Raw genomic sequence first — 20,774 nt, 5'->3', positions numbered from 1 at the left:
ATGCACCCTATTGCAAAATACCTTCTATCTGCTGGTTAATCTCTTTTATCTTGCCGCAAAGCGCATTGATATCATTTTGATTAGGAAGTGCTCCAGCTTGAGAGCTTGATTCAATTGCTTGAGCTAATGTCATTGCGTCTTTAGCGCAAAGGTTACTAAACATCCCTTTTAGTTCGTGAGAAATTTGAAATAAACCATCAATGTCATCCTTAGAGAAGCGACTTTGAAGTACATTATCGCTTTCTCCGTATTCTTCTAAGTAAATGCTAAGTAGCATTCTCACCATGGCGTCATCATCTCCACATAGTGCTTTTAATTCATTAACGGCTATCATTTTTAGATCCTTTGTTACTCATTTTTCGGCTATGTGCAGCATATTAAAAGGTAGGGCAGCAGTGCGAATATTGGCGTGCGCACGAGTGTGTAGCTTGGATGAGTCTTACCTAAGCTGTGGTAGCGAGTTGCTCGGCTTTTACTTTATCCAACCACTGCTTTAATGCCGCTGGACTCATCAATTGAGGGCTACCAAGTTCAGCGTCACTGGCATGTAAAAGTTCTTCTGGCAATAGATCTATGATGCGGTCTAAATCTGCCACCGTTTTGATCTCTTTGTCGATCAGTTGTGCCATCTCTTGATTGTAATCCGCTCCCCTTGCACGTAGTGCTTTTACTAAGCCTTGCAGTAAGGTTAACCAAGTACTCATGGGACCTTGGGTAATAGAGGCTGACTCCGCTGCTGAGTCGATAAAAGCAAAAGGTACGGTGGCAATGTGCTGTTGCTGTTGCATCGCCGCTAAAATCCAGTCGGTATCGAAGGAGAAGTCGTATACGGTTGGCTGCTCGAGAATTGCAAGCAACGCTTCACGACTAAACAGCTTGTAAGCTGCTTGGGTGTCGTAAATGCCTTGTGAAAAAATGGCTGAGCCAACCATTCTTTGCATATGCCTCAGAGTTTTAATTCCGATCCCCCAGCGCTGCTCTTGTTTGACTAAAATAGACAGTGGATCTTTACGATTACCCAGCACAACCTGAGCGTTGTTGGCGACAAAGGGAGCTAATATCAGCCCTAGCTGTCCCATGTGCACAGAGTTGTCAGCATCGGTGTAGATAACAGCGTCAACACCATCGTCTAGTGCTTGCATGCAGCCATGAATAATCGCGCCGCCTTTTCTTGAATCATCTACATCATTGAGTTTAGCTAGTGGCCCCTTAGTCGCAGTAATGCCGTCTGTGAGGTTGAGCACCGATATCTTTTCTGGTTGTGAACTTCTGCTCGCTATGCGATTGGCTATAGCGAAACTACCGTGAGGACAACCATCATCAACAGGGTAAAGCTGCCAACTAACCTTGGTGCCTTTGCATGCCCATATGAGCTGAGTGACTTTGGTCAGTAAAGCGTTTTCCCCATTGATATTTGATGGGCTTTTCTCTAGCAATCGGTGGTGCTCACCCCACATGGCAAAGACAACGCCAATGGAAATAGGTTTGCTGATCTGCTTTAAGTATTTTCGTGACTGCACAAGCTTTACAGCTAATTTGAACGCCAGCGGACAGTCCTCTTTTCGAGCCAACGCGGCGAGTTGTGCAGGTGAGGTCTGTTTTAGATCGAGTAAAGAGTCTGCCAACTCAAGGAGGCAAATCTGATGTGTGGATTCGGTGAGATCAAATTGGTCGCTGGCAGAGCGATAGATTTGTTGGAGATCTTCTTTATGCATTTTCATAATGAATCCTTTCATTTATTGACTCTTCCTGAGTGCTCTACAGTTAATTCTGCAACGACATTAAGCTTATTAAAATGTAGTAATAGATCCTTTAAACAGCAAGCGGAGCAACATTATTAATTGCAGGTTATAGTGTTCCACCGGCCTTGGTTTAGTTTATAACGCTGTATCTTTAGTCTTTGTTAGCGATTTCATTGACTTTTAGCCTCCTGGGTAGCGGTTTCTGAAACTGTGTTTTCTATCGTTTTTTCTGTTAGCTGAGTAGGTTCTATTTGCCGCTTTTGTAGCGACTCTACTTTAGTTGCTTGTGTTTGATTGATGCTGCTAATTCCCAGTGGATTAATCGCGATTGTAGTTTGTTCTTCAGCAATATCTGGCGTCGGCATAATTGTTTCTGAGAGGGCTTGTGCAGATGCAGCAGTTCCAGCATCGGAGGTGTTAATTATCAGCGCTTCAGGCTGTTGTTCTGCTTGTGCGTTAGTAGCGTCAATTGAAGTGGGTGATGGGGTTGGAGTAAAAGAGGGGGAATGGGAAAAATTACTATCGTATCCCGATAGTTTCTTACCTGTCCCTTGGCGTTGAGCATTTGGTGCGATAGATGGAACAGATAGGCTTACGCTATTGTCGATTTCTGCGTCATAACGATTGAGACCAAGTCTAGGTGTAGTAAAGGCAAATAGATTCAATTTTTCATCCCACAGCTGCAGTGCGGTCAGTTCTACATCAAGATTCTCGTCTATTCCGCTTGTGACATCGGTGACTTGCATGGCGACCGACAGTTGAGTGTTAGCGGTTTCTAGACGTTGATGTAGGTTTTGTTGCACTTGAGACCAATTGGTTCCGCCAGTTAGCAGATAGCGAGTGCTATCTGCCCAATATTGATAGGCGATTGGGTCTTCGGATTTATCCGCTGCAATGGCAGCGAGTGATGCGGCAAGACCTGCCGATTGCCACATCTGTTGTTGCGATACTTTTTGCGGATTACTTAACAATAAAACGCTTAGTTGATGCCAATGGGCTGCAGCTTGTGGATAGCGCCCTTTTGCTAATTGATAGTTCCCCTTACTAAAGGGGCGTAACTCAAGGTTAAGCGCTTCAGCCAGCGCGGTTTTACCACTCGTCACTAGCCATAGTGCAAGCGCCATGGCTAAATAATATTTATATCTCATCGAATGTCTCCACTAAGCATTTACCAGGATGATCGAAGCGAGAGTTGAAACGAACATCGCGATATTCTTTTCCCTCTTTAGCTTGGTAAAGCTTGCCATTTACTTTGTACAGCAATGCCTCTAGCACGCCAGCATTGGTTTTTAATGTGATACTTTTTTCATAGGCGCTTGAGAGCTCATAGCGGCCTTCATACCAGCCTCGCTGTGGGTGGTATAACTCTTTTACTAGCGTGATTAGCCGCTCGGTATAATCTGTTTTCCATAGCGCCCACATTTGAAAGGCAACCCGAGTAGAGATAAGTGCTAATTGGTCGTGGCTGCTACCATCTTCAGCGACAGTTATCCAAGGGGTGCCGAGTGCATAAATAGCGTCATAGACGAAATAAGGTTCACCAGAAACGACATGCTCACCGCGGGCGGTATAAATTCGCTCCATATCCCAACGACTTTGCTGAACTTGATAGATGGAGTCAGCCATAGCGGCTAAAGACTGATTACTATGCAGGGCGTCGAGTGAACTAAGATCGTCAATATCGTCCCAGTTAAACTCTAGCCCTAACCACAGATAAGGCGTGCTAAATACGGGTCTTAACACATCAAAGAAGCGGGGATCTCTGCCATCGAAAAGCAGATCAATACCATTGATTGTCGCGACTTCGTATGGTTCAAGCTTCATTGATTTTTTGGGGATGATTTGCCAGTCTAAATAGCCATAAGAGGCATACTCTTCAATGCCTAAACGCCCCTCTTTGTAGCTGTGTATCTGGCCATTATTAATATTGCCTCCATAAAGCTCTCCCTTATCGGAGACTAAAGCGCAGAAATTCCAACGCAAAACAGCTTTATCTATATATTCTGAAAATGCTGGGTTGTGCTGTTTGGTGATCGCTAAGGCGATGAGTAGTCGACCAATATCAATAGCTGACCAGCCTAACTCTGCAGGTTGGTTAGCGTAGTTGACCATGGTACGGGTGGTGGTCGAATAGACTTTATTCGGCACGCCCTGACGAGTGAGTGGCATTTTTACCAAAAAATCAATCGCCATGGTTAGCCTTTCATCATGGGCTTTACTGGAAATTAGTTCAAACTGACGGGCCGCCTGCAGTGCAATAAGGTAATCAGCCAGAGAGGTCATATCCATGGTGGGATAGTTGTCTATGGAGTTGACTAACCCTGTAGATAGTTGGGTGTTATTGGTGAAATACTTCCAAGCAGTATTGGCCCAAGCAATTTCTTGCTCGTTGAGTTCACCGTGCCGACCTTGACGTATAAACTGTGATTCATTTACTCCAGATACCCCGGATTGAACTCCCTGGTATACAAGACCACAAGCTTGAAGGTTGAGCAGTAATAACAGCAAAACACATTGTCGTAGCATATGACCCCAGTTAGGTTGCTGAACTAGTCAGCTGAAACTGTTCTAGGTAAACATTGGCCTTCATAACCAAAAGGACTTTGCAGTGCTTTTTCCCATAGACTAGGCGCAGTAGTTGATTGATACTGAAGTAATTTTCCTTGCTTTTTATACAGTAGGATCTCAAGTAGAATACCGTTGTTGTTGGAGGTAAAGGTGTCAATCAGCCCTGTGCCATTCTCAAATATCCCCTCATAGAAGCCTTTCTCGCGGTCATAAACATGGCTCACATGCTCAAATAGCAGGTCGGTATATTCAGTGTCCCATAACACCCACATTCCCATAGCGCCCTTGATAGCGACCGCTGAGTATTGAGGCAGGAAAGCACCCGCTTCTGAAATGGTGTTCCAGGCAAAGCCATCGGTATAAATCGTGTCGTAAACAAAGTAGGGCGCTCCAGCGAGTTGATGCTCGGTTCTTGCGGTGATAATGCCGGTTTCGTGGTAGCGTTTTTCTTGCACTCGATAGATCTGCAATGCAAATTCGGCGACCCATTCATGGCTATAATTGTTGTCGTGTGCGCTGCGATCTGAGGTGACGTCCCAACCAAATTCTATCCCGTCAAGGACATAGCTTTCTGTTACCACATAACTATGGGCTTTTAGCTTGCGTGGATCGCGGGTGTCATAGGGGATGTCGTAACCATACATATTAATGGTGGCGTAGGGTTCAGGCATCAAGGCTTGCTTGGTATTAAAGCCCCAAAGCTCAAAACCTTTAGCGGCATACTCTTCATAGCCTAAGCGACCTTCTTGTAGATACTGCACAGGTTTGCCAGGTTCTAGCAGTGCACCAAACATCGTGCCAGTCTCATCGACCACATTGCAGAAGTTCCAGCGCAATACAGCTGAGTCGATAGCACTGGCATACTGTGGAAATCGATGTTTAACAATGTGGAGCCATATCAGTAGTCGCCCCAGATCTAGCGCCGAGTAACCAATTTCACCGGGCTGGTTAGCATAATCCACCTTGGCGGCAGTTTGGGTGTTATACGCTTTGTTTGGTAGTTCCCCCATAAATAGGTCTATGGTATTGAGAGTGGCAATAAAGCGGATAAAACGACGATCGAACTCTGCTTTTTCAATAATGCCAAACTCCAAGGCACTGACCATTCCTGCTAGATAGGATGATGCATCCCACCAAGTGACCGAGGGGTAATCGTTTACCGCATTTACCATACCTGTAGACTCTTGATAGTTATTGACGAAGTATTGCCATGCAATAGTCGCCATTTCCATCTCTTGTTCGGTTAACTCTCCTGAACGTGGCTCGGGAACATCCCAATGAGAATGTCGCTTAACGATATCGTTAGAAAAACCTTGGTAACTATTGCCGCATGCAACCACAAATAGAGCGATACATAGCACTAAAATTATTTTCATAGGCACCTCTCTATAGTTGGTTTGCTACGCCGACATTCAATAAGGCACCATTTTGAATATAAGCTAATGACTCTAAGACGATGCCATTTGTGTTGGCGGTAATCGCTTTATTGGCTTCGCCGGTCTTTTCGTAAAGACCTGAATACCAGCCTTTACTATCGGAATAGAGGCTATCGACACCAGTGATAAGCTTATCGGCATAAGGGGTGTCATAAAGCGCATACCAACCGAAAGCCGCTTTAGTTGATAGCGTTTTAAAGTCAGAGGCATCTTCACCAGTATCGGTAATGGTGTTCCACTTTTTACCATCAGAAAACACGGTGTTGTAAACAAAGTAGGGAGCTTGGTCGATGTTATCCTCGCTGACCGCAGTGATAATGCCAGAGCGCTTGTAGCGCTGTTCTTGGGCTTGATACACTCTAAAGGCGAAGATCCGTGACACACTGTCTGCACCGAACTCTATGCTGTCGAGAATATAGGATTCACTTACCACATAGTTATGGGCGTGATACTTGGCGGGATCGCGGCTATCAGTCGGAACTTCAATGCCATCAATGGTAATCAGCTTCAGATAGTCGGCATATTTTAAAGCATTAAATACATCGCGACCCATAAGGCTTAATGCTTTCGATGCATACTCTTCATAACCAATACGACCCTCTTGCACTAACTCTAGTCCAGCGCCAGAAGCTGCCGGTCTTGAGCCAAATAGGTAGCCATCTTTAGTCATTTCTCCCACTTGCCAATGTTGCAATACACTGTTTACTTGCTTGTTGAACTTGGGGTACTGCCAAATAAGAATGTTCATCGGCACAAGAATACGACCGATATCAATGGCAGACCAACCAATGCCATCGGTACCATTTGTTGGTTGGTTCGTGTAATCAACCATTTGCAGGGTTTGTGTATTGTAAGCTTTGTTGGGTAACTCATCTCTAACTAAAGGAAGTCGCGCTAAGGTGACTAACACCTTCTCCATTTTTAGGTTGAATTCGTCATAGCTAATCACGTTAAGGCGATGGGCTGAGATGAGTGCCATTAGATAAGATGCTGTATCCCACATGGTTGTTGAAGGGTAGCTATCTACTGAGTTGACTAAGCCTGTATTGTCTTGATAATTATTTTCGAAGTAGCGCCAAGCAGTTTTTGCCCACTGATATTCTTGATCAGTCAATACTCGGCTTTCTCTGAAAGGAATGGGCTCAGATGGTGCGAAAGAGAGATTGCCCATCACTTGATTGTATTCACGGGTTTCGATTGTGAAAGCGATGGCGAGTGCCGTAAATAGCCCTGCTAAGAACACGATATGGTGACGCGCTTTTACAAATGAGCTACTCGATTCCATAATCTAACTCCTTGGTGGTTTCAACTGTGGTAGGTACATCATCTGCTGGCGGTGACCAGCATGCGGCGGCGATCATGCCCCACATGGCCATCATGTTATTGATGGTCCAAAAACTATTGAGGATCAGTCCGCCGAGGGAGTAGCTGCCAAATGAGTGACTACTGTAGGCGTACCAGGCAAAAATCATACTGCCAAGGCTGAGTACAAATACTGAGATTTGTGGGATCACCAGGTGTAGGAATAAACCTTGCTGACGATTTTTTGGAGTGGTGGGAAAACTGATTTTTTTACCGCGTAGAACTGTCCATAAAGCCCGTAAGTTGACCGGAAAAAAAGAGAGGAAATTTGTTTTGCCTTGGTAACCCGCAACGCCCCAAGTACCGACCATCATCGCAAGTTCTGCAGTAATAACAAAAGGTAGAAAGTGCATATAGAATGTTGTGTCGTAAGCACTGACAGGCGCAATGCTGGTAAGGAAATACACGATTGGACAGGCTAAGAAGATGATATTCCAAATCGCTGAAAGATTAGACCAAAAGCTGGCGCCATACATTAGCTTCTGTTTTAGATTCATGCCTTTTTTAAATAATGGATTATCATTCATGAAGATATCTATCGAACCGCCCGAATATTTAAAGCGTTGTACTGTCCAGCTCTGTAAGTCTTGCGGCGATAGCATCTTGCTTTCGATTTGAGGATGTTGAATGGATCGCCATTCTCGTTCGGTATCACCATGAAGGATAAGCGAGGTGTAAATATCTTCGGAAACATGAAATTTGTAGGGTGTAAATTCAGTATCGAAGATGATCTCTTGCCGCAGGTTAGCGGAGATATTTCTATCGACATTTTTTTCTTTCGTGAGTTTGCGGATCTGTTTTTCAACTTCCTCATGCTCTTTACTGATCTGTTGGCTATAACTTCTTAGTGCAGCCTCCATGACAGCTTCACGGCGATGAATCGAGCCAGCGCCGCAGCAGAATGAAGCATTGGCCCAATTACGGCGACGTTGTATTACGTCGTAAAACATCTGTGGATCGTTGGCGTATGGGTCACGCCCGAGTGTGACTGGGCCATAGATCTTCTCAAATGCCGTACCGAGCCAACTAATCGGTGTTCCTAAGCGCTTCTTGAGCCAAGCAGGTAATCTTTCTCCTGCTGGGAGATCGAAGAACCACTGTGGTGTTTGCACCCAAGCTACGTCGGGGTCTTTAAAGTAGCCTAAGGTATTTTCTAAAATACTGGGAAAAGGGCGAGTATCCGCATCGCAAATAACAATAAAATCGCCGTAGGTTTGTTCAAGTGCGTTGCGCAAGTTACCGGCTTTATAACCAATATTATTATCACGAGTGATGTACTCAACCCCCATGTCGGCAGCAAGCTGTGCCATTTCAGGGCGACGGCCATCATCGAGAATAAAAATACGGGTCTCTATTTCGTGAGGGTAACGCACATTTAAGGCATCTCGAATACTAAGAGCAACTAACTCGGGTTCCTCATCGTAGGTAGGAAACATGATATCGACAGCGATGGGTCTATCATCCATGGGGTCAATAATGCATTCATTTATCGTGGCTGGTGGATTCTTAATCGGCTCGTCAGCAGTCTTCCATAGGTTAAAAGCAAACAGCACTGAACCGACAAACGCACAGGACTCTGCAAAAGCCAGCGGTAGCGAAAACCACATCGCATCGTAATTGAGCGCAAATCCCCAACGCCACACGAGATACCAGATACCTAGCGCAATATTACAGGTTGCTAGATACTGATAAAGTAGCTCTCTTGATGCGCTATAGCTTGCAGGTTGCGGTGGAGTTCGCTTTTCAAACTCACTGAAGTAAAAGTCCATTTATCTATTCTCCGTGCACTTATCGGTTTTGACTAAGGCGCTTTTATCTTGTGGCTACCTCAAGTCTTGCCGCATGGGCTGAACTGCAATTAATATTGGTTCAGCTTGCGCTTTTTTGTAGCTTTAATGTGTTGCGATTTTGGTGTGAAAAATACTCTAACTTGTCTGATAGCTCCTGAATGATCTTCAGTCCTCGTTTGCTCTGTAGCCAAGTTTCTGGGTCGTCGGCTAGTGGTTCTACAAAGTCTGTACTCAATAGCTCTTCAAGCACGCCACTTGGCATTGAATGACCAAAATCAGAGATTTCTAGGATTATATTTTGAGCCTTAGTCAAATAGGATTTCGCTACAAACTTGTCGCCTTCGTTATTGCTGTAGGCATGCTCAAAAACATTGTTGACCACCTCAACAAGACAAAGCTCCATTTGCCCTATAATCAGTTCATTAAGTCCTAAGCTATTCCAGTAAGGCACTATGTCTTCCGCGACCTCTCTAGATGCCTCTAAGCTGCTGAGGTACTCTTTGTGAAACGTCCTTGTGTTCACATCCATAAGTTGACCTTATTTCACCTGTTGTAGTGGCACAGGAGCAGTGATTGGTGTTTGCAGTGCATTATAGAAATCATTGATAGTGGCTTGTCCCGTTAAAGGGCGTGAAACATTACGGTTTTTCAGAATATGCACGTACTGACAGTCGGCCAACAGCTGGGTATAACCGTCGTGCCCTAATAGGTAATCACCAAACATGGTTTTGTTAACGATGTAGGCGTCATTAGCTAAGTGGATGTAATCGCAGATGAGGGTATTGCTGACAAGACTCTTAGCGTCGACTTTGCAATTAGCCCCCACAACAGCTGGACCTATGATGGTCGCGCCATTTTGAATTTCACAGCCACTGCTAATAATTACTGGCGGAGTGATCTTACATTTAGAGATATCAATTTGGGTATTGATACCCACCCAAATGCCGGGTGCTAACTGGGTGCCAGGAATTGGATAGCCTTTCACTTTTCCATTCAATATATCACTGGTCACTTCCCAGACGTCTTTAACCTTACCAACATCTAGCCATTGGAAGTCCATATTAACGGCATAGAAATGCGCTTTTCTTTCGACTAACAGAGGAAATAGATCGCTACCAATGTCAAACTCAGTATTTTTGGGGATGAAGTCAAAGATGGCGGGCTCGAAAATATAGATGCCAGTATTGATCTTGTTTGATAGCGCCTCTGACTCTAGTGGCTTTTCCTGAAAGCTAACCACTTGCTCATATTTATCTGTAACCACAACGCCGTATTTGTTCACTTCAGAAGAGGGCACCTCGCGAGTGATAATAGTGGCGATACCGCCGTGCTTCTTGTGATGTTCGACGGCTGCTTTTAGATCGAGATCGATCCAAGCATCGCCGCAAACTACCACAAAAGTTTCGTCGAAAAAGCCTGAGAAATCTTGCACTTTTCTCATACCGCCAGCTGAACCTAATGCTTGGCTAACAAACTTCCCGTTAACTTCTTTGGCTTCATATGAATAGGAAAGCTGCACATTGAAATGGTGACCATCGCCAAAATAGTTTTCGATAATTTCAGCCAAGTGGCTGGTGTTGATCACTATTTTATCTATGCCATTTTTGGCAAATAGTTGGATCATCGATTCCATTACGGGTTTCCCCAAAATTGGCACCATCGGCTTTGGAATTGCGTAAGATATTGGCTTAATACGCGTGCCTTTCCCTGCGGCTAAGATCATTCCTTTCATAACATCTACCTCTTTAAGCGGTTGGAGCCAGTGCATCTTCAATTGTTGGGTGGCTGAGAATTAGTTTGTCCATACGGGTTAGTTTGAGCAGATCCGTGACGGGCTTTTGTGGGTTAACAATGCTTATTTTGGTATTGCGCAGCATTTTATAAGCGCCCATTACCGCACCGAGTCCACTGCTATCCATAAAGCGTACTTGTCCTAAATCTAGTACTAAGTGGTCACGAATATTGCCTTTGACTTGCTCTAGTTGCTCTCTAAATGCCGGAGCTAGTTTGGCATCAAAACGACCTTCATTGATTTGAACTATGGTGTACTGGCCTTTTTCTATAATATCGAATTGCATAGTGTTTCCTCTCTATTCGCCTTGCCACTCAAGGGCAAGCAGGCTGATATCATCATCGAACTGTGTTATGCCAGCCCAAGTACTAACGGCTTGGACGATACTGTCGGTTTGCTGATCTCTTGGTTTATCGCTCTGCTCCAGAACGAGTTGTTTTAACCTCACTTCAGAGTATTGATTTTTTTGCTGATCTTCCGCTTCTGTGATGCCGTCGGAATATAGGAATACGCGATCTCCCGGCTTAAGCTTTATCTGCTCAGTTTTGTATTCTGCAAAGTCGAACATGCCGGCTACAAAGCTATCTTGCTCGATAAATTCACTACAATGTTCTGATTTCTTCAGCCAAATTATCGGTGGGTGACCAGCAAAGGCATAGCTTAAAAGGCCGCTCTTAGTATTTAAGACCGCATAAACCATAGTGAAATACAGGTTATTTTGATCTTGGCTGATATAACTTTGATTTAGGTGAGAGATGACTTCATTTGGCTCGATAAGGCTATAAAAGGGGTCAGTATCTTTCTTACGTTTAACATTGGAGGCGGTGCCTGAATTTGAGCTGATACTTTGCTGAATAGAAAATGACATTAAGGCGGAAGCAACACCGTGCCCGGCAACATCAAACAGATAAACGGCTATGTGTTCTTCATCGAGTTGCATACAGCCCAGCATATCACCGCCAATTTGTGCACTGGGAATATGGGTGTAGTTAATTTCTACGCCTTTAAAGCTTGTTTGGTTTGGTAGCATACGTTGAATGAGGTCGCTGGCTGACTCGAGATCTTGTTTTATGGTGGCGTAGGCACGATCGAGCTCGATATTTTTAGCCACTAGCTGGTTGTGCAATTCAAGCGTTCTAAAGCCAGCCTTTAGTCTGGCATCAAGTTCATTGATGTTGGTATCTTTTGCGACAAAATCATTTGCGCCAGCGTTGATGCCTTCCACAATTGATTCTTTATCGTCTCGGCCTGAAAGTAGAACGAAGAAGATATAGCGGTCGTACTCAGGAGATTTTAGCTGGTAACAAAGTTCGATACCGGTTAACTCTGGCATCATCCAGTCGCTAAGAACAAGCTGAATGTCGGGGTGAGATTTGAGCTGTGAGAGTGCATCTATACCGTGCTTGGCGGTCACGACTTTATATCCGCGCGAAGACAACATCTGCGACATCATCAACAACATGACCTTATTGTCTTCTACGAGCAGGATCTCTTTAGTCAAAGCTGCAGCCTCCATGCTGAATGGTCCCAGCGAGCAATATTGCTATTACAGCGCTGTTCAAATAAGTCCGTTTACTTTCCGAAAGTCTAGTAGTGAATCTTAGATACAACAAGAAAGCGCATAACACTAGTTTGAGAGTATTGTGCGCTTAGGGATGTTTTCTCAATAGAATGAGTCAGATATATAATTTGTCTGCAACCAGCAGAGTTAGCCAGCAGTGCTTAGAAGGTTAACTTTCAGACTTAACTTTAATGCGAAGATGTCTGTTTGAAGCTTCTACTGGTGGCTTGCCAGGCGCATCTTTACGCTCAGAGAGTAAATGCCTAATGGCCATGATAGGGTGTGGAAGTAACATTCTAGGGCCTGCGAATATCATTATTTCGCGAGCTTTTTGTTTCATATGTGGTTTGTAACAATGTACAGGGCACTTATTACACGTTGGCTTATCTTGTCCATATGGACATCGGTCTAGGCGCGTATGAGCATATTCTTTGAATTCTTGGCAGTCCTGACAAACATCGCCATCAGTGCTTTTATGGTGTGCTTTGCAATAGATATCAACCATTGCAGAGATGGTTTTAAACTCGCTAAGTAATTTGCCAGTTAATAGTTGTTCAAAAGCCATGTTATACCTTAGTAAGCTACTGGGTTATTACCATCATAAAACTCAACCAAGCGACAAACAAAATTCATGTATTAAAGTTTGAAGGTGCGCACAAAATAGCGCTTTAAAACGCCGTTTAGTGCAAGCTTTCCATTTTATCAGTGAACTATTTCAACTGAATTATGCTGCCTTTTTGACTAAATTGGCCGATATAGTGCACTATTTTTGATACCCGATTAAAAAATAGGTATAAATACTTGATTTTAGGAAAGAGAATAGATTAATAATAACGTTCTATTTTCGTGCAATTTGACATGCTTAAACAGACTCACAGATTGAGTCTCTGGCCAACCACTGGTGGAACACAATGAAAATTATTGCCATTATTTTGCTTATCTTAATTGGCGTTTATCTCTATAAGCGTACTCAGCGATTAGCAAATGAAGAACAAGAACAAAAAGCTCAGCAAGATGAGGCTGCCAATGAGGCTGCTGAGACTGCAGTAAAAGATATTACTCCTACAGAAGATACTGACGTGTCAACGGCTCCAGATGAAGGTGTCAGCTTTGATAAAAAGCTTGATATTGAAGGGGAGGCGCTTGAAATCATGCCAGAGCCAGAGCCAGAGCCAGAGCCAGAGCCAGAGCCAGAGCCAGAGCCAGAGCCAGAGCCAGAGCCAGAGCCAGAGCCAGAGCCAGAGCCAGAGCCAGAGCCAAAAGCAACTGCGACGGGTTTAGCTTGGGCGAATGCTAAATTAACTAAGGCGATTGCCGATACTGCAGCAGCAACTGATTCGGCTGCTGAATATACTGCAATGTCTGTTGGGGTTGCTGAATGTTATAAGCAGCGTAAGCAGAGCGAGTATGTTGAGTATGGCGCAGGCTTATCTAAGCGCTATAGCGCTTTGTTCACTGTATATTTTGCTGAAACTAAAGCCACTAACCCTGAAACCGAAGTTAAAGGGATTGGTCTTATGCATATGTCGACGTTATTGAACGACAATGGAGAGTTTGATGCTGCAATTGCGTTGTGTAAGACAGCAATTAAACACGGTGTGAGTGACGGAACGGTTACTGGTTTTGAAGGTCGTATTACTCGTATTGAAAAGGCAAAAGCCAAAGCGAATAAATAATGTAATCACAGTAAAGTTCATCAATTCTCATCTAAGCGGTGTAGAATGGACTTAAGTTGCTTACTAAAAGGCGAACATCTGTTCGCCTTTTTTATTTATAGGATCTTTAGCATGAAATTACGCCTAATATGCTTAATTACTTTTATAACTCTTGGCTTAACAGCTTGTACCGATTCACCAGAATGGACGCTGCTTTATTATCCTGATGCAGCAGTAAAGCCTAATGTGGAGCACTCTGGAGAGTTCATCAGCGGCTACTATGCATCAATTGAGCAGTGTCATGCTAAAGGTAAAGGCTTGCTGCGCTTGAGTGATGATAAAAATCCAGACTATATATGTGGCCACTTGTGCGTTGCCGACGGTAAGAACTTGATGTGTAAAAATCAAGTCGTGTCCGGCCGTTAACTGAAAGGTAGTTTTAATTAAAATAGTTGCAGAGTAGATAGATGAAACTAAATGCTATTAAGTTAGATCGTGAAACGTTAAGTTTATCGGTGCAGGCAGATATTGATTTCGAGCAGTTTGAACAATTTGCAGAGCCGTTTGCAAAAGCGATTGATTGTCGAGTGGTTGAAAAGCAGTGGGGGGCAGACAGGCATCAATGGTTATTGGAGTTTGAAGGGTCACACTTGCAGCTGCACTATGAATTTTATGGTGATATCTGTTGGTTATCTACTGAGAGAGAGGATGAATTTGACGTGCTGGTGTATTTAGCAAAGTTAATGAAGCCTTATTTAGCGCTGTAACTCAGCCATATTGACTAATAGTTAGAGCATAAAAAAATGAATAGAGCAGAGCCTAGTAAGGTTATCATCACGGCAACAGATGAAGATTCAGCATTTCACTACCAAGCCTTAACACCAGACCTGATTTTGACCGCCATTGAAACCTTAGGAATTTATCCTGAAACAGGCTTGTTGGCCCTGAATAGTTATGAAAACCGTGTCTATCAGTTTCGCTGTGATAGAGGGCAACGCTATGTGGTAAAGTTTTATCGCCCAGAGCGCTGGACAGATCAACAGATCCAAGAGGAGCATGACTTCTCTGCGGCATTGAGCGAGCAAGAAGTGCCTATTGCGACTCCTGTCATCATTGATGGCCGTTCATTACATGAATACCAAGGATTTCGGTTTGCACTCTTTCCCTCTATCGGTGGGCGTGCTTTTGAGGTCGATAACTTAGATCAGTTAGAGTCAGTGGGGCGGTTTATAGGTCGTATTCATCAGTTTTCTAAGCAAGCTGATTTTGTCTACCGTGATACGTTGTCGCCACAACTATTGGGTGACGAGTCATTAAAGTGGCTTAAAGAGTCTGGTCATATTCCCTCTGGTTTAGCGCTGCCTTATTTCACTGTGGTTGAACAGATCCTCGAGAAAGCCAGCGCTATGTGGCAACCGAAAAATTATAAAAATATTCGGCTGCACGGTGATCTGCACCCAAGCAATATTTTGTGGACGCCAGATGGCCCCGGTTTTGTGGATTTAGACGACGCCAAAATGGGGCCCGCAGTGCAAGATATTTGGATGATGCTTGCTGGGGATAGACCACAGCAGGTTTTACAGTTAGAAGTGCTACTAGAAGCTTATGAAGAGTTTTGTGAGTTTGATACCCGAGAGCTACAACTTATCGAACCTTTAAGAGCGATGCGCATGCTGCATTACAACGCATGGCTCAGTCGTCGCTGGGCAGACCCTGCTTTTCCAATGAACTTCCCATGGTTTGCGGAAGATAAATATTGGGAGCAGCAAATATTATCTTTTAAGGAGCAGTTGGCTGCACTTGATGAGCCACCACTGAGTTTGCTCCCGCAGTATTAGCTTGGCGTTTTATCGATGAAAGCATGAGAGAAATTCTGTGATGACTCTCATTTTGTAACAGAAAAATGAACTTATGCGCTTGAGGTCGACTCGAAAGGGCATTATGTTATCTTAAAAATTATTAAAGGTGCGTTAAGCATCACCAAGGAATTTACATGAAAAAAGCATTACTGGTCGCATTAGCATTTTTAGTTGCCCCAATGACAGCAATGGCTGCAGATTATAAAGAGGGTGTGCATTACACCGTGGTTAATCAAGGCCCTGCAACGGCAAAGCCTGAAATTGCCGAGTATTTCTCTTTCTATTGCCCGCACTGTTATAACTTCGCTAAATCAGAAGTGCCAAAAATTAAAGCTAGCTTGCCTGAAGGCGTGACTTTTAAGCAAAATCACGTTGATTTCATTAATGGCAACATGGGTGTAGAGATGTCTCGTGCCTTTGCTGTAGCGCATCAACTAAAAGTTGATGAGAAAATGGAAACTGCGATTTTCTCTGCAATTCATGACAAGAAACAGCACTTCACTAACCGTGATGATGTTAAAGCGATATTTGTGGCGAACGGCGTAGACGGTAAAGCATTTGACGCTGCTGCTAACTCTTTCATGGTTAATGCACAAATGTCTCAAATGAAGCGTGCAACCCAAAATGCTAAGATCTCAGGCGTTCCAGCGCTAGTAGTTAATGGTAAGTACCGTGTAGAAACTGGTGCTATCAAGTCTTACGACGAGCTACTTGATATTGCTTACTACCTTACAACAATGAAGTAAGCACGATAGCATGACAATGAAGGAGCCTAATGGCTCCTTTTTTATGTCTGCTGTTTAAGGGAGTCAGTGATACCAATTGCATTAGGTATTTGACCCGTTCAGAGCCCCCAGTTTTTTCAATTCAAAGCGCATTGGTAAACAAATGGTTGTTCCCTTTTAAGCCAATGCAAAGCAGAAGTGGAAAGACTGAGGGGCTTACGTAGTGTGGCTGAGGTAAAAAATGGGTAATACGCTGTATGATTCGCTATGGGATTTGGATATACGACTAAATGGTCTATTTTGTTCCATACAAAATAAGACATTCCAGCCCTCCTTGGCGGTCAGATTTAGGAGGTATGAGACCAAGGATGGTCGAAGGTAGAACAATGCAGGAGTAATTATCGAGAGCGAAGCAGGATGCCAGAGCCGAGAATAACTATTAGCTCAAATCCCACTACTTTCCTACAGCGTTTTGAATTCCCGCTGAATGGTCAAACTTTTAATGCAATTGGTATTAGTTAAAATCTAGGCATAAAAAAACCGCGCTTCCTGGTCGCAAGAAGCACGGCTACGGAGCTATATAGCTCAACGTTACCCTGAGTAACAGTTAAACGTTAACAGGGTGTCAAAAAATTGGCAAGCGACAATTTATTATTGTTTCTATTTAGGTGCCTGATTGGAAAAAAGAATTTACAGCTTGTATAAAATTGATTCAAATAGTTACAATTTTATTTTCGATCTCATGAAACTCTCATGGTAAAACACCTGTCCAACTAAAACATATAACAACAATCAAAAGTTGTGGGGAGGTCTTGTGAGAGTTTTTCCTGTCTATGCACCTAAGCTAATTGTAAAGCATGCGCGCATTTTTTTAACTGGGGTGATCTGGGTAAAAGACCTAGGTCGAATTGAATTTGATAAAGGAAGATTTTTATTGCCAAGGAAGAGCTTACCTAAAGTTAAGCAAGCTATATTGGAGCTCAATGAGTTAATTGAGTCGCAAAATAGTGAAATGCAAACCGCATAGTATTAGTGGCTGCATTGTTAATTGGTCAAAGTTTCACATGATTTTGTGTAAAGTGAAGGATTGAAGCACAACGACACGCCTCTGCTCAGTAAATCACAGTAATCATTTTCGCAGGTGTCGCTATGTAAATAAGCGTAGCGACACAACTGCAAAAATAACGATTACGCCAACTCACCTAAAAAGGTTAGCTAACCTCTTCGTTAAGTAAGCCAACTAAACCTGTTACTTTTTCATTCCAAGAATTCAATTCTTGTTGTAAGTGTTGGTTTTGTTCTGTCAAACTGGTGCTTGTTTGTTTCTCTTCTTCAAGCTCCATTTTTAGTAGCTCGATAGTTTCAAGTGCAGCTTGGATTTTTGTTTCCAATTTTGACAATAGTTCAAGGCTCATGGGAGTCCCTTTGGTAGCATGATGATAGCTCCGATTCTAGCAGCGACGGGGTCTTAGTGAATAGTTAATTATGCTAAATGGACCAAAATCTTCTGATAAAAGTCGTGAGATTGGCTTTTTTTTGTACTTGTTACTAAGTCGTTAGTATTCTTCTCTTTATTTCTATAGGAAATGCAGCCATGTTGGCCAATATCTTAATGCTCACTCCATTGCTATTAACCTTAGTGTTAGCGTTAGTTTTAAGGCGTACATTGGTTGCCTTGGGTGTCGGTATTGTTTCTGGTGCACTTATTCTTAGCGAATTTAATCCGCTTAATACGATTGTATATTTGTCATCAAAAGCTTGGATGCAGCTTTATGCTGATGGACAGTGGCAAGCTTGGCATCTTAATGTACTCGCTGCGATGGTGCTATTGGGCATGATGACCCAATTATTAGCGAGAGGCGGTGCGGTAAAGTCCTTTGCAGACTGGTTGTATCACCGCATTCAAAGTGGTCGTCAGGCACGGGTTGGGGTGGTTCTGCTGGGGTGGGTGGTGTTTATTGATGGCATCTTTAGTTGCCTAGCGGTTGGCCATGTTTGTCAGCCTTTGAGCCAACGCTATAACATGAGTAAAGAGCAGATTGCTTATCTTGTTGATTCGAATGCTTCGCCCTTATGCGCGCTGTTGCCTTTTTCTAGTTGGGGCCCGTATGTGATGGCTATTCTGGCTGGAATCGCCCTATTACCAATGTCGCCACTTGAATCTTTTATCGAAATAGCAAAACTCAATTTTTACGCCATTACCGTTATAGTGTTGTCGTTACTCATTGCATGGTTTGGCATTGGCTTTGGTTATACCGCAGAAAAAGAGCAACCAGTAGATGAAGTGGACGCTGGTAGCCCATGGCTATTAGGTATACCGATGGCGAGCTTACTGTTGGCTTCAGTGGGCTTTACTCTATGGTCTGGTGCGACTCATTCACAATCAATGGATATCACCCAGTGGATCACCTCTGCCGATATTGGCGCAGCGATGCGCGATGCCTGTATTCTAGCGACAGGCATAGCCTTATTGATGCTTAAATTCTCGGGACGAACGTTAGCATTATTGGCTGTAGATATGCTGGCAGGGGTTAAAGTTATTAGCTTTGCAATCGCCATCTTATTGTTTACTTGGATGATAGGCGCTGTTATTGGTGACTTAGGTGTAGCCAAGCTACTGGCAAGTTGGGCAGAGCAGTTTATTTCGAGCAATGTTGTGGTTGCTGGTACCTTTTTGCTTTGTGCAATCATGGCATTTACCACAGGTTCAAGCTGGGGAACCTTTGCGATTATGATCCCTATCGGAGCTGAAATTGCTGTGGCTGTGGATCAGGCTTTGATGTTACCGGTATTGAGTGCGGTCATGGCGGGCTCAGTATTTGGCGACCATTGTTCACCAATATCCGATACTAGCGTCATAAGTGCGACTAGCTCAGGTTGTGAGCCTCACGCTCACGTTGTCACTCAACTTCCTTTTGCAATCATCGCAGCCCTTAGTGCTCTTGTCGGTTTTCAGTTAATTAACCTAGGTATAGCAACTTTGTGGAGTTGGTTAGCAGTACTGCTTTGTGCGTTATTGATGTTGGGGCTTTATCATAAAACTAGCCCGAAACAGATGCCGGTTGCAGCTAACTAGCAATCTTAACACGCTGAAAACTAGCACCACTGTCGGTTGGTGTTATGGCAACTATCTGATCTAACCGAATGCTCTCTTGTGTACCGTTATTAGCAACAATTAGCCATTCGGTTTTGTCGCTGTGAGTTTCAAGCGTAATGGCTTTTGCGGTTAGATTAGCGCGCTGCTTTAGCTCTAAAAGCAATGCATAGCCTCGTATGCAAGCAAGCTCTAAATAGTCATGACAATGACAATTTACAATCTGATAGTGCTCCATGAAACCGCCTTATACTAATCGGTATTAGCTGGTGAATGATTTACTGGCTTAGCAGGGTCTATTTTAAAAAGCCCATTCGGTATCAGTTTATGTTAGCCAAATTTATACGCTTTACGATGCTCTTCTTTTTGCTGCTTTCAGTCAACGCTGGCGCACAAAGCATCACTGACTTTAACAAACAGAGCACAGTCAACAAGCCCTACTTTATTGAGCTTTATACCTCTCAAGGTTGCAGCAGCTGTCCACCGGCCGAAACTTGGCTATCTGCCTTTAGTAAACAGACCGAGCTTTGGGACAAATACTTTCCGTTAGCGTTTCATGTGACTTATTGGAACTACATAGGCTGGAAAGACCCCTACGGCAAACGAGTCTTTAGCCAGCGTCAATATGATCATCTTAATGCCAAGCATACTGGCCAAGTTTATACCCCACAGTTTGTGATTAATGGCCAAGAGTGGCGTGGATGGTTCGATCGCAAGCTGGGTGATGTTCTCAGTAAGCCACAAGTTGAGGTTGGCGCTTTGTCGGTTAATATAAAAGGCAATCAGCTCAAGGCTCATTTTAACAACCAAACCGGCAATGATGTGCCACTGACTCTACACCTAGCGTTAGTCGCTGCAGGACTACAAACCAAAGTCACTCGAGGGGAGAATCGCAATAAGCTGTTAGAGCATGACTTTACCGTGCTTGAGCATCAAGAGTTTGAGCCTGAAAAGCAGCATCCACAATCTTTTGTTGGTGAAGTTGTTATTGAAAGTAAGCATATCAACAGCGCAGAAAAACTCGCCTGGGTGGCATGGGTAGAGCAGAGGCATCAACCAATACAAGCTGTTGGAGATTGGTTGCAACCTATCGTTGATTAGTATTGATATTGGGTTCTAGACTCGTCTTAACGTAATTTAGCCGTAGATAAACAAAAGCCCAGCAGTGCTGGGCTTAATTGCAACCAGGA

At 43.7% G+C, this 20,774-nt stretch carries 22 protein-coding genes; 8 read left to right on the top strand and 14 right to left on the bottom strand.

The annotated features are described in order from the left end of the window. Positions 1–7: 7 nt before the first annotated feature. The 12 genes from K5R16_RS14420 to K5R16_RS14365 all read right to left on the bottom strand — a co-directional run bounded on the left by K5R16_RS14420 (position 8) and on the right by K5R16_RS14365 (position 12,816). Positions 8–334, bottom strand: a complete 327-nt coding sequence (locus K5R16_RS14420) for an Hpt domain-containing protein (RefSeq protein WP_220738254.1) — start codon at positions 332–334, stop codon at positions 8–10. Between the two features lie 109 nt (positions 335–443). Continuing rightward, positions 444–1,721, bottom strand: a complete 1,278-nt coding sequence (locus K5R16_RS14415) for a glycosyltransferase (RefSeq protein WP_259649890.1) — start codon at positions 1,719–1,721, stop codon at positions 444–446. A 191-nt stretch (positions 1,722–1,912) separates the two neighbouring features. Continuing rightward, the gene (locus K5R16_RS14410) at positions 1,913–2,890 is read right to left on the bottom strand and encodes a hypothetical protein (RefSeq protein ID WP_220738252.1); all 978 of its coding nucleotides are present in this window, start codon (positions 2,888–2,890) and stop codon (positions 1,913–1,915) included. Beyond that, complete coding sequence (locus K5R16_RS14405; protein ID WP_220738251.1) at positions 2,880–4,268, bottom strand: DUF3131 domain-containing protein; 1,389 nt, start codon at positions 4,266–4,268, stop codon at positions 2,880–2,882. Before K5R16_RS14405 ends, K5R16_RS14410 begins: the two co-directional genes overlap by 11 nt. Positions 4,269–4,291: 23 nt before the next feature. After that, on the bottom strand, positions 4,292–5,686 hold the full coding sequence (locus K5R16_RS14400) for a DUF3131 domain-containing protein (protein ID WP_220738250.1): 1,395 nt from the start codon (positions 5,684–5,686) through the stop codon (positions 4,292–4,294). Positions 5,687–5,696: 10 nt separating this feature from the next. After that, positions 5,697–7,031, bottom strand: a complete 1,335-nt coding sequence (locus K5R16_RS14395; RefSeq protein ID WP_220738249.1) for a DUF3131 domain-containing protein — start codon at positions 7,029–7,031, stop codon at positions 5,697–5,699. Then, on the bottom strand, positions 7,018–8,877 hold the full coding sequence (locus tag K5R16_RS14390; RefSeq protein ID WP_220738248.1) for a glycosyltransferase: 1,860 nt from the start codon (positions 8,875–8,877) through the stop codon (positions 7,018–7,020). Before K5R16_RS14390 ends, K5R16_RS14395 begins: the two co-directional genes overlap by 14 nt. Positions 8,878–8,977: 100 nt before the next feature. After that, positions 8,978–9,427, bottom strand: a complete 450-nt coding sequence (locus tag K5R16_RS14385; protein WP_259649889.1) for an ATP-binding protein — start codon at positions 9,425–9,427, stop codon at positions 8,978–8,980. 9 nt (positions 9,428–9,436) lie between these two features. Next, positions 9,437–10,630, bottom strand: coding sequence for a sugar phosphate nucleotidyltransferase (locus tag K5R16_RS14380; protein ID WP_220738247.1), 1,194 nt, complete (start codon positions 10,628–10,630; stop codon positions 9,437–9,439). A 13-nt stretch (positions 10,631–10,643) separates the two neighbouring features. Then, a complete protein-coding gene (locus K5R16_RS14375; RefSeq protein WP_220738246.1) occupies positions 10,644–10,976 on the bottom strand; it encodes an STAS domain-containing protein in 333 nt (110 codons plus the stop codon). 12 nt (positions 10,977–10,988) lie between these two features. Next, positions 10,989–12,206 carry a SpoIIE family protein phosphatase gene (locus tag K5R16_RS14370; protein ID WP_259649888.1) on the bottom strand — a complete coding sequence of 406 codons (1,218 nt, stop codon included), beginning with the start codon at positions 12,204–12,206 and terminating at the stop codon, positions 10,989–10,991. Between the two features lie 214 nt (positions 12,207–12,420). After that, positions 12,421–12,816, bottom strand: coding sequence for a nitrous oxide-stimulated promoter family protein (locus K5R16_RS14365; protein ID WP_220738245.1), 396 nt, complete (start codon positions 12,814–12,816; stop codon positions 12,421–12,423). Between the two features lie 346 nt (positions 12,817–13,162). Here K5R16_RS14365 and K5R16_RS14360 point away from each other — a divergent pair, with 346 nt between their 5' ends. The 6 genes from K5R16_RS14360 to K5R16_RS14335 all read left to right on the top strand — a co-directional run bounded on the left by K5R16_RS14360 (position 13,163) and on the right by K5R16_RS14335 (position 17,517). Further along, positions 13,163–13,927, top strand: coding sequence for a hypothetical protein (locus K5R16_RS14360; protein WP_220738244.1), 765 nt, complete (start codon positions 13,163–13,165; stop codon positions 13,925–13,927). Between the two features lie 111 nt (positions 13,928–14,038). Then, positions 14,039–14,332 carry a hypothetical protein gene (locus tag K5R16_RS14355; protein WP_220738243.1) on the top strand — a complete coding sequence of 98 codons (294 nt, stop codon included), beginning with the start codon at positions 14,039–14,041 and terminating at the stop codon, positions 14,330–14,332. Positions 14,333–14,373: 41 nt separating this feature from the next. Further along, positions 14,374–14,673, top strand: a complete 300-nt coding sequence (locus K5R16_RS14350; protein WP_220738242.1) for a DUF3630 family protein — start codon at positions 14,374–14,376, stop codon at positions 14,671–14,673. 36 nt (positions 14,674–14,709) lie between these two features. Continuing rightward, positions 14,710–15,744 (top strand): serine/threonine protein kinase, encoded by a 1,035-nt coding sequence (locus K5R16_RS14345; RefSeq protein WP_220738241.1) that lies wholly within the window; start codon positions 14,710–14,712, stop codon positions 15,742–15,744. A gap of 155 nt (positions 15,745–15,899) precedes the next feature. Further along, complete coding sequence (locus tag K5R16_RS14340; protein WP_220738240.1) at positions 15,900–16,511, top strand: thiol:disulfide interchange protein DsbA/DsbL; 612 nt, start codon at positions 15,900–15,902, stop codon at positions 16,509–16,511. A gap of 793 nt (positions 16,512–17,304) precedes the next feature. Further along, entirely contained in the window at positions 17,305–17,517 is a 213-nt protein-coding gene (locus K5R16_RS14335; RefSeq protein ID WP_020912289.1) for a DUF1107 domain-containing protein, read from the top strand. 184 nt (positions 17,518–17,701) lie between these two features. Here the strand turns inward: K5R16_RS14335 and K5R16_RS14330 are convergent, their stop codons facing one another. Further along, entirely contained in the window at positions 17,702–17,905 is a 204-nt protein-coding gene (locus tag K5R16_RS14330) for a cell division protein ZapB (protein WP_220738239.1), read from the bottom strand. A 179-nt stretch (positions 17,906–18,084) separates the two neighbouring features. On the opposite strand from K5R16_RS14330, the gene K5R16_RS14325 reads away from it, so the two are divergent. Further along, positions 18,085–19,566 carry a Na+/H+ antiporter NhaC family protein gene (locus K5R16_RS14325; RefSeq protein ID WP_220738238.1) on the top strand — a complete coding sequence of 494 codons (1,482 nt, stop codon included), beginning with the start codon at positions 18,085–18,087 and terminating at the stop codon, positions 19,564–19,566. On the opposite strand, the gene K5R16_RS14320 is transcribed toward K5R16_RS14325, so the two are convergent. Next, complete coding sequence (locus tag K5R16_RS14320; protein WP_220738237.1) at positions 19,559–19,822, bottom strand: Rho-binding antiterminator; 264 nt, start codon at positions 19,820–19,822, stop codon at positions 19,559–19,561. The two genes, K5R16_RS14325 and K5R16_RS14320, sit on opposite strands and share 8 nt — an antisense overlap. An 89-nt stretch (positions 19,823–19,911) precedes the next feature. Here K5R16_RS14320 and K5R16_RS14315 point away from each other — a divergent pair, with 89 nt between their 5' ends. Then, entirely contained in the window at positions 19,912–20,685 is a 774-nt protein-coding gene (locus tag K5R16_RS14315) for a DUF1223 domain-containing protein (protein ID WP_259649887.1), read from the top strand. Positions 20,686–20,774: the final 89 nt, after the last annotated feature.

Origin of the sequence: Shewanella sp. c952, from assembly GCF_019654975.1 — a bacterium.
In the GTDB taxonomy this organism is placed as follows: Bacteria; Pseudomonadota; Gammaproteobacteria; order Enterobacterales; family Shewanellaceae; genus Shewanella.
The sequence above is the reverse complement of the archived record's forward strand: the minus strand, read 5'-3'. Positions and strand labels throughout refer to the sequence as shown.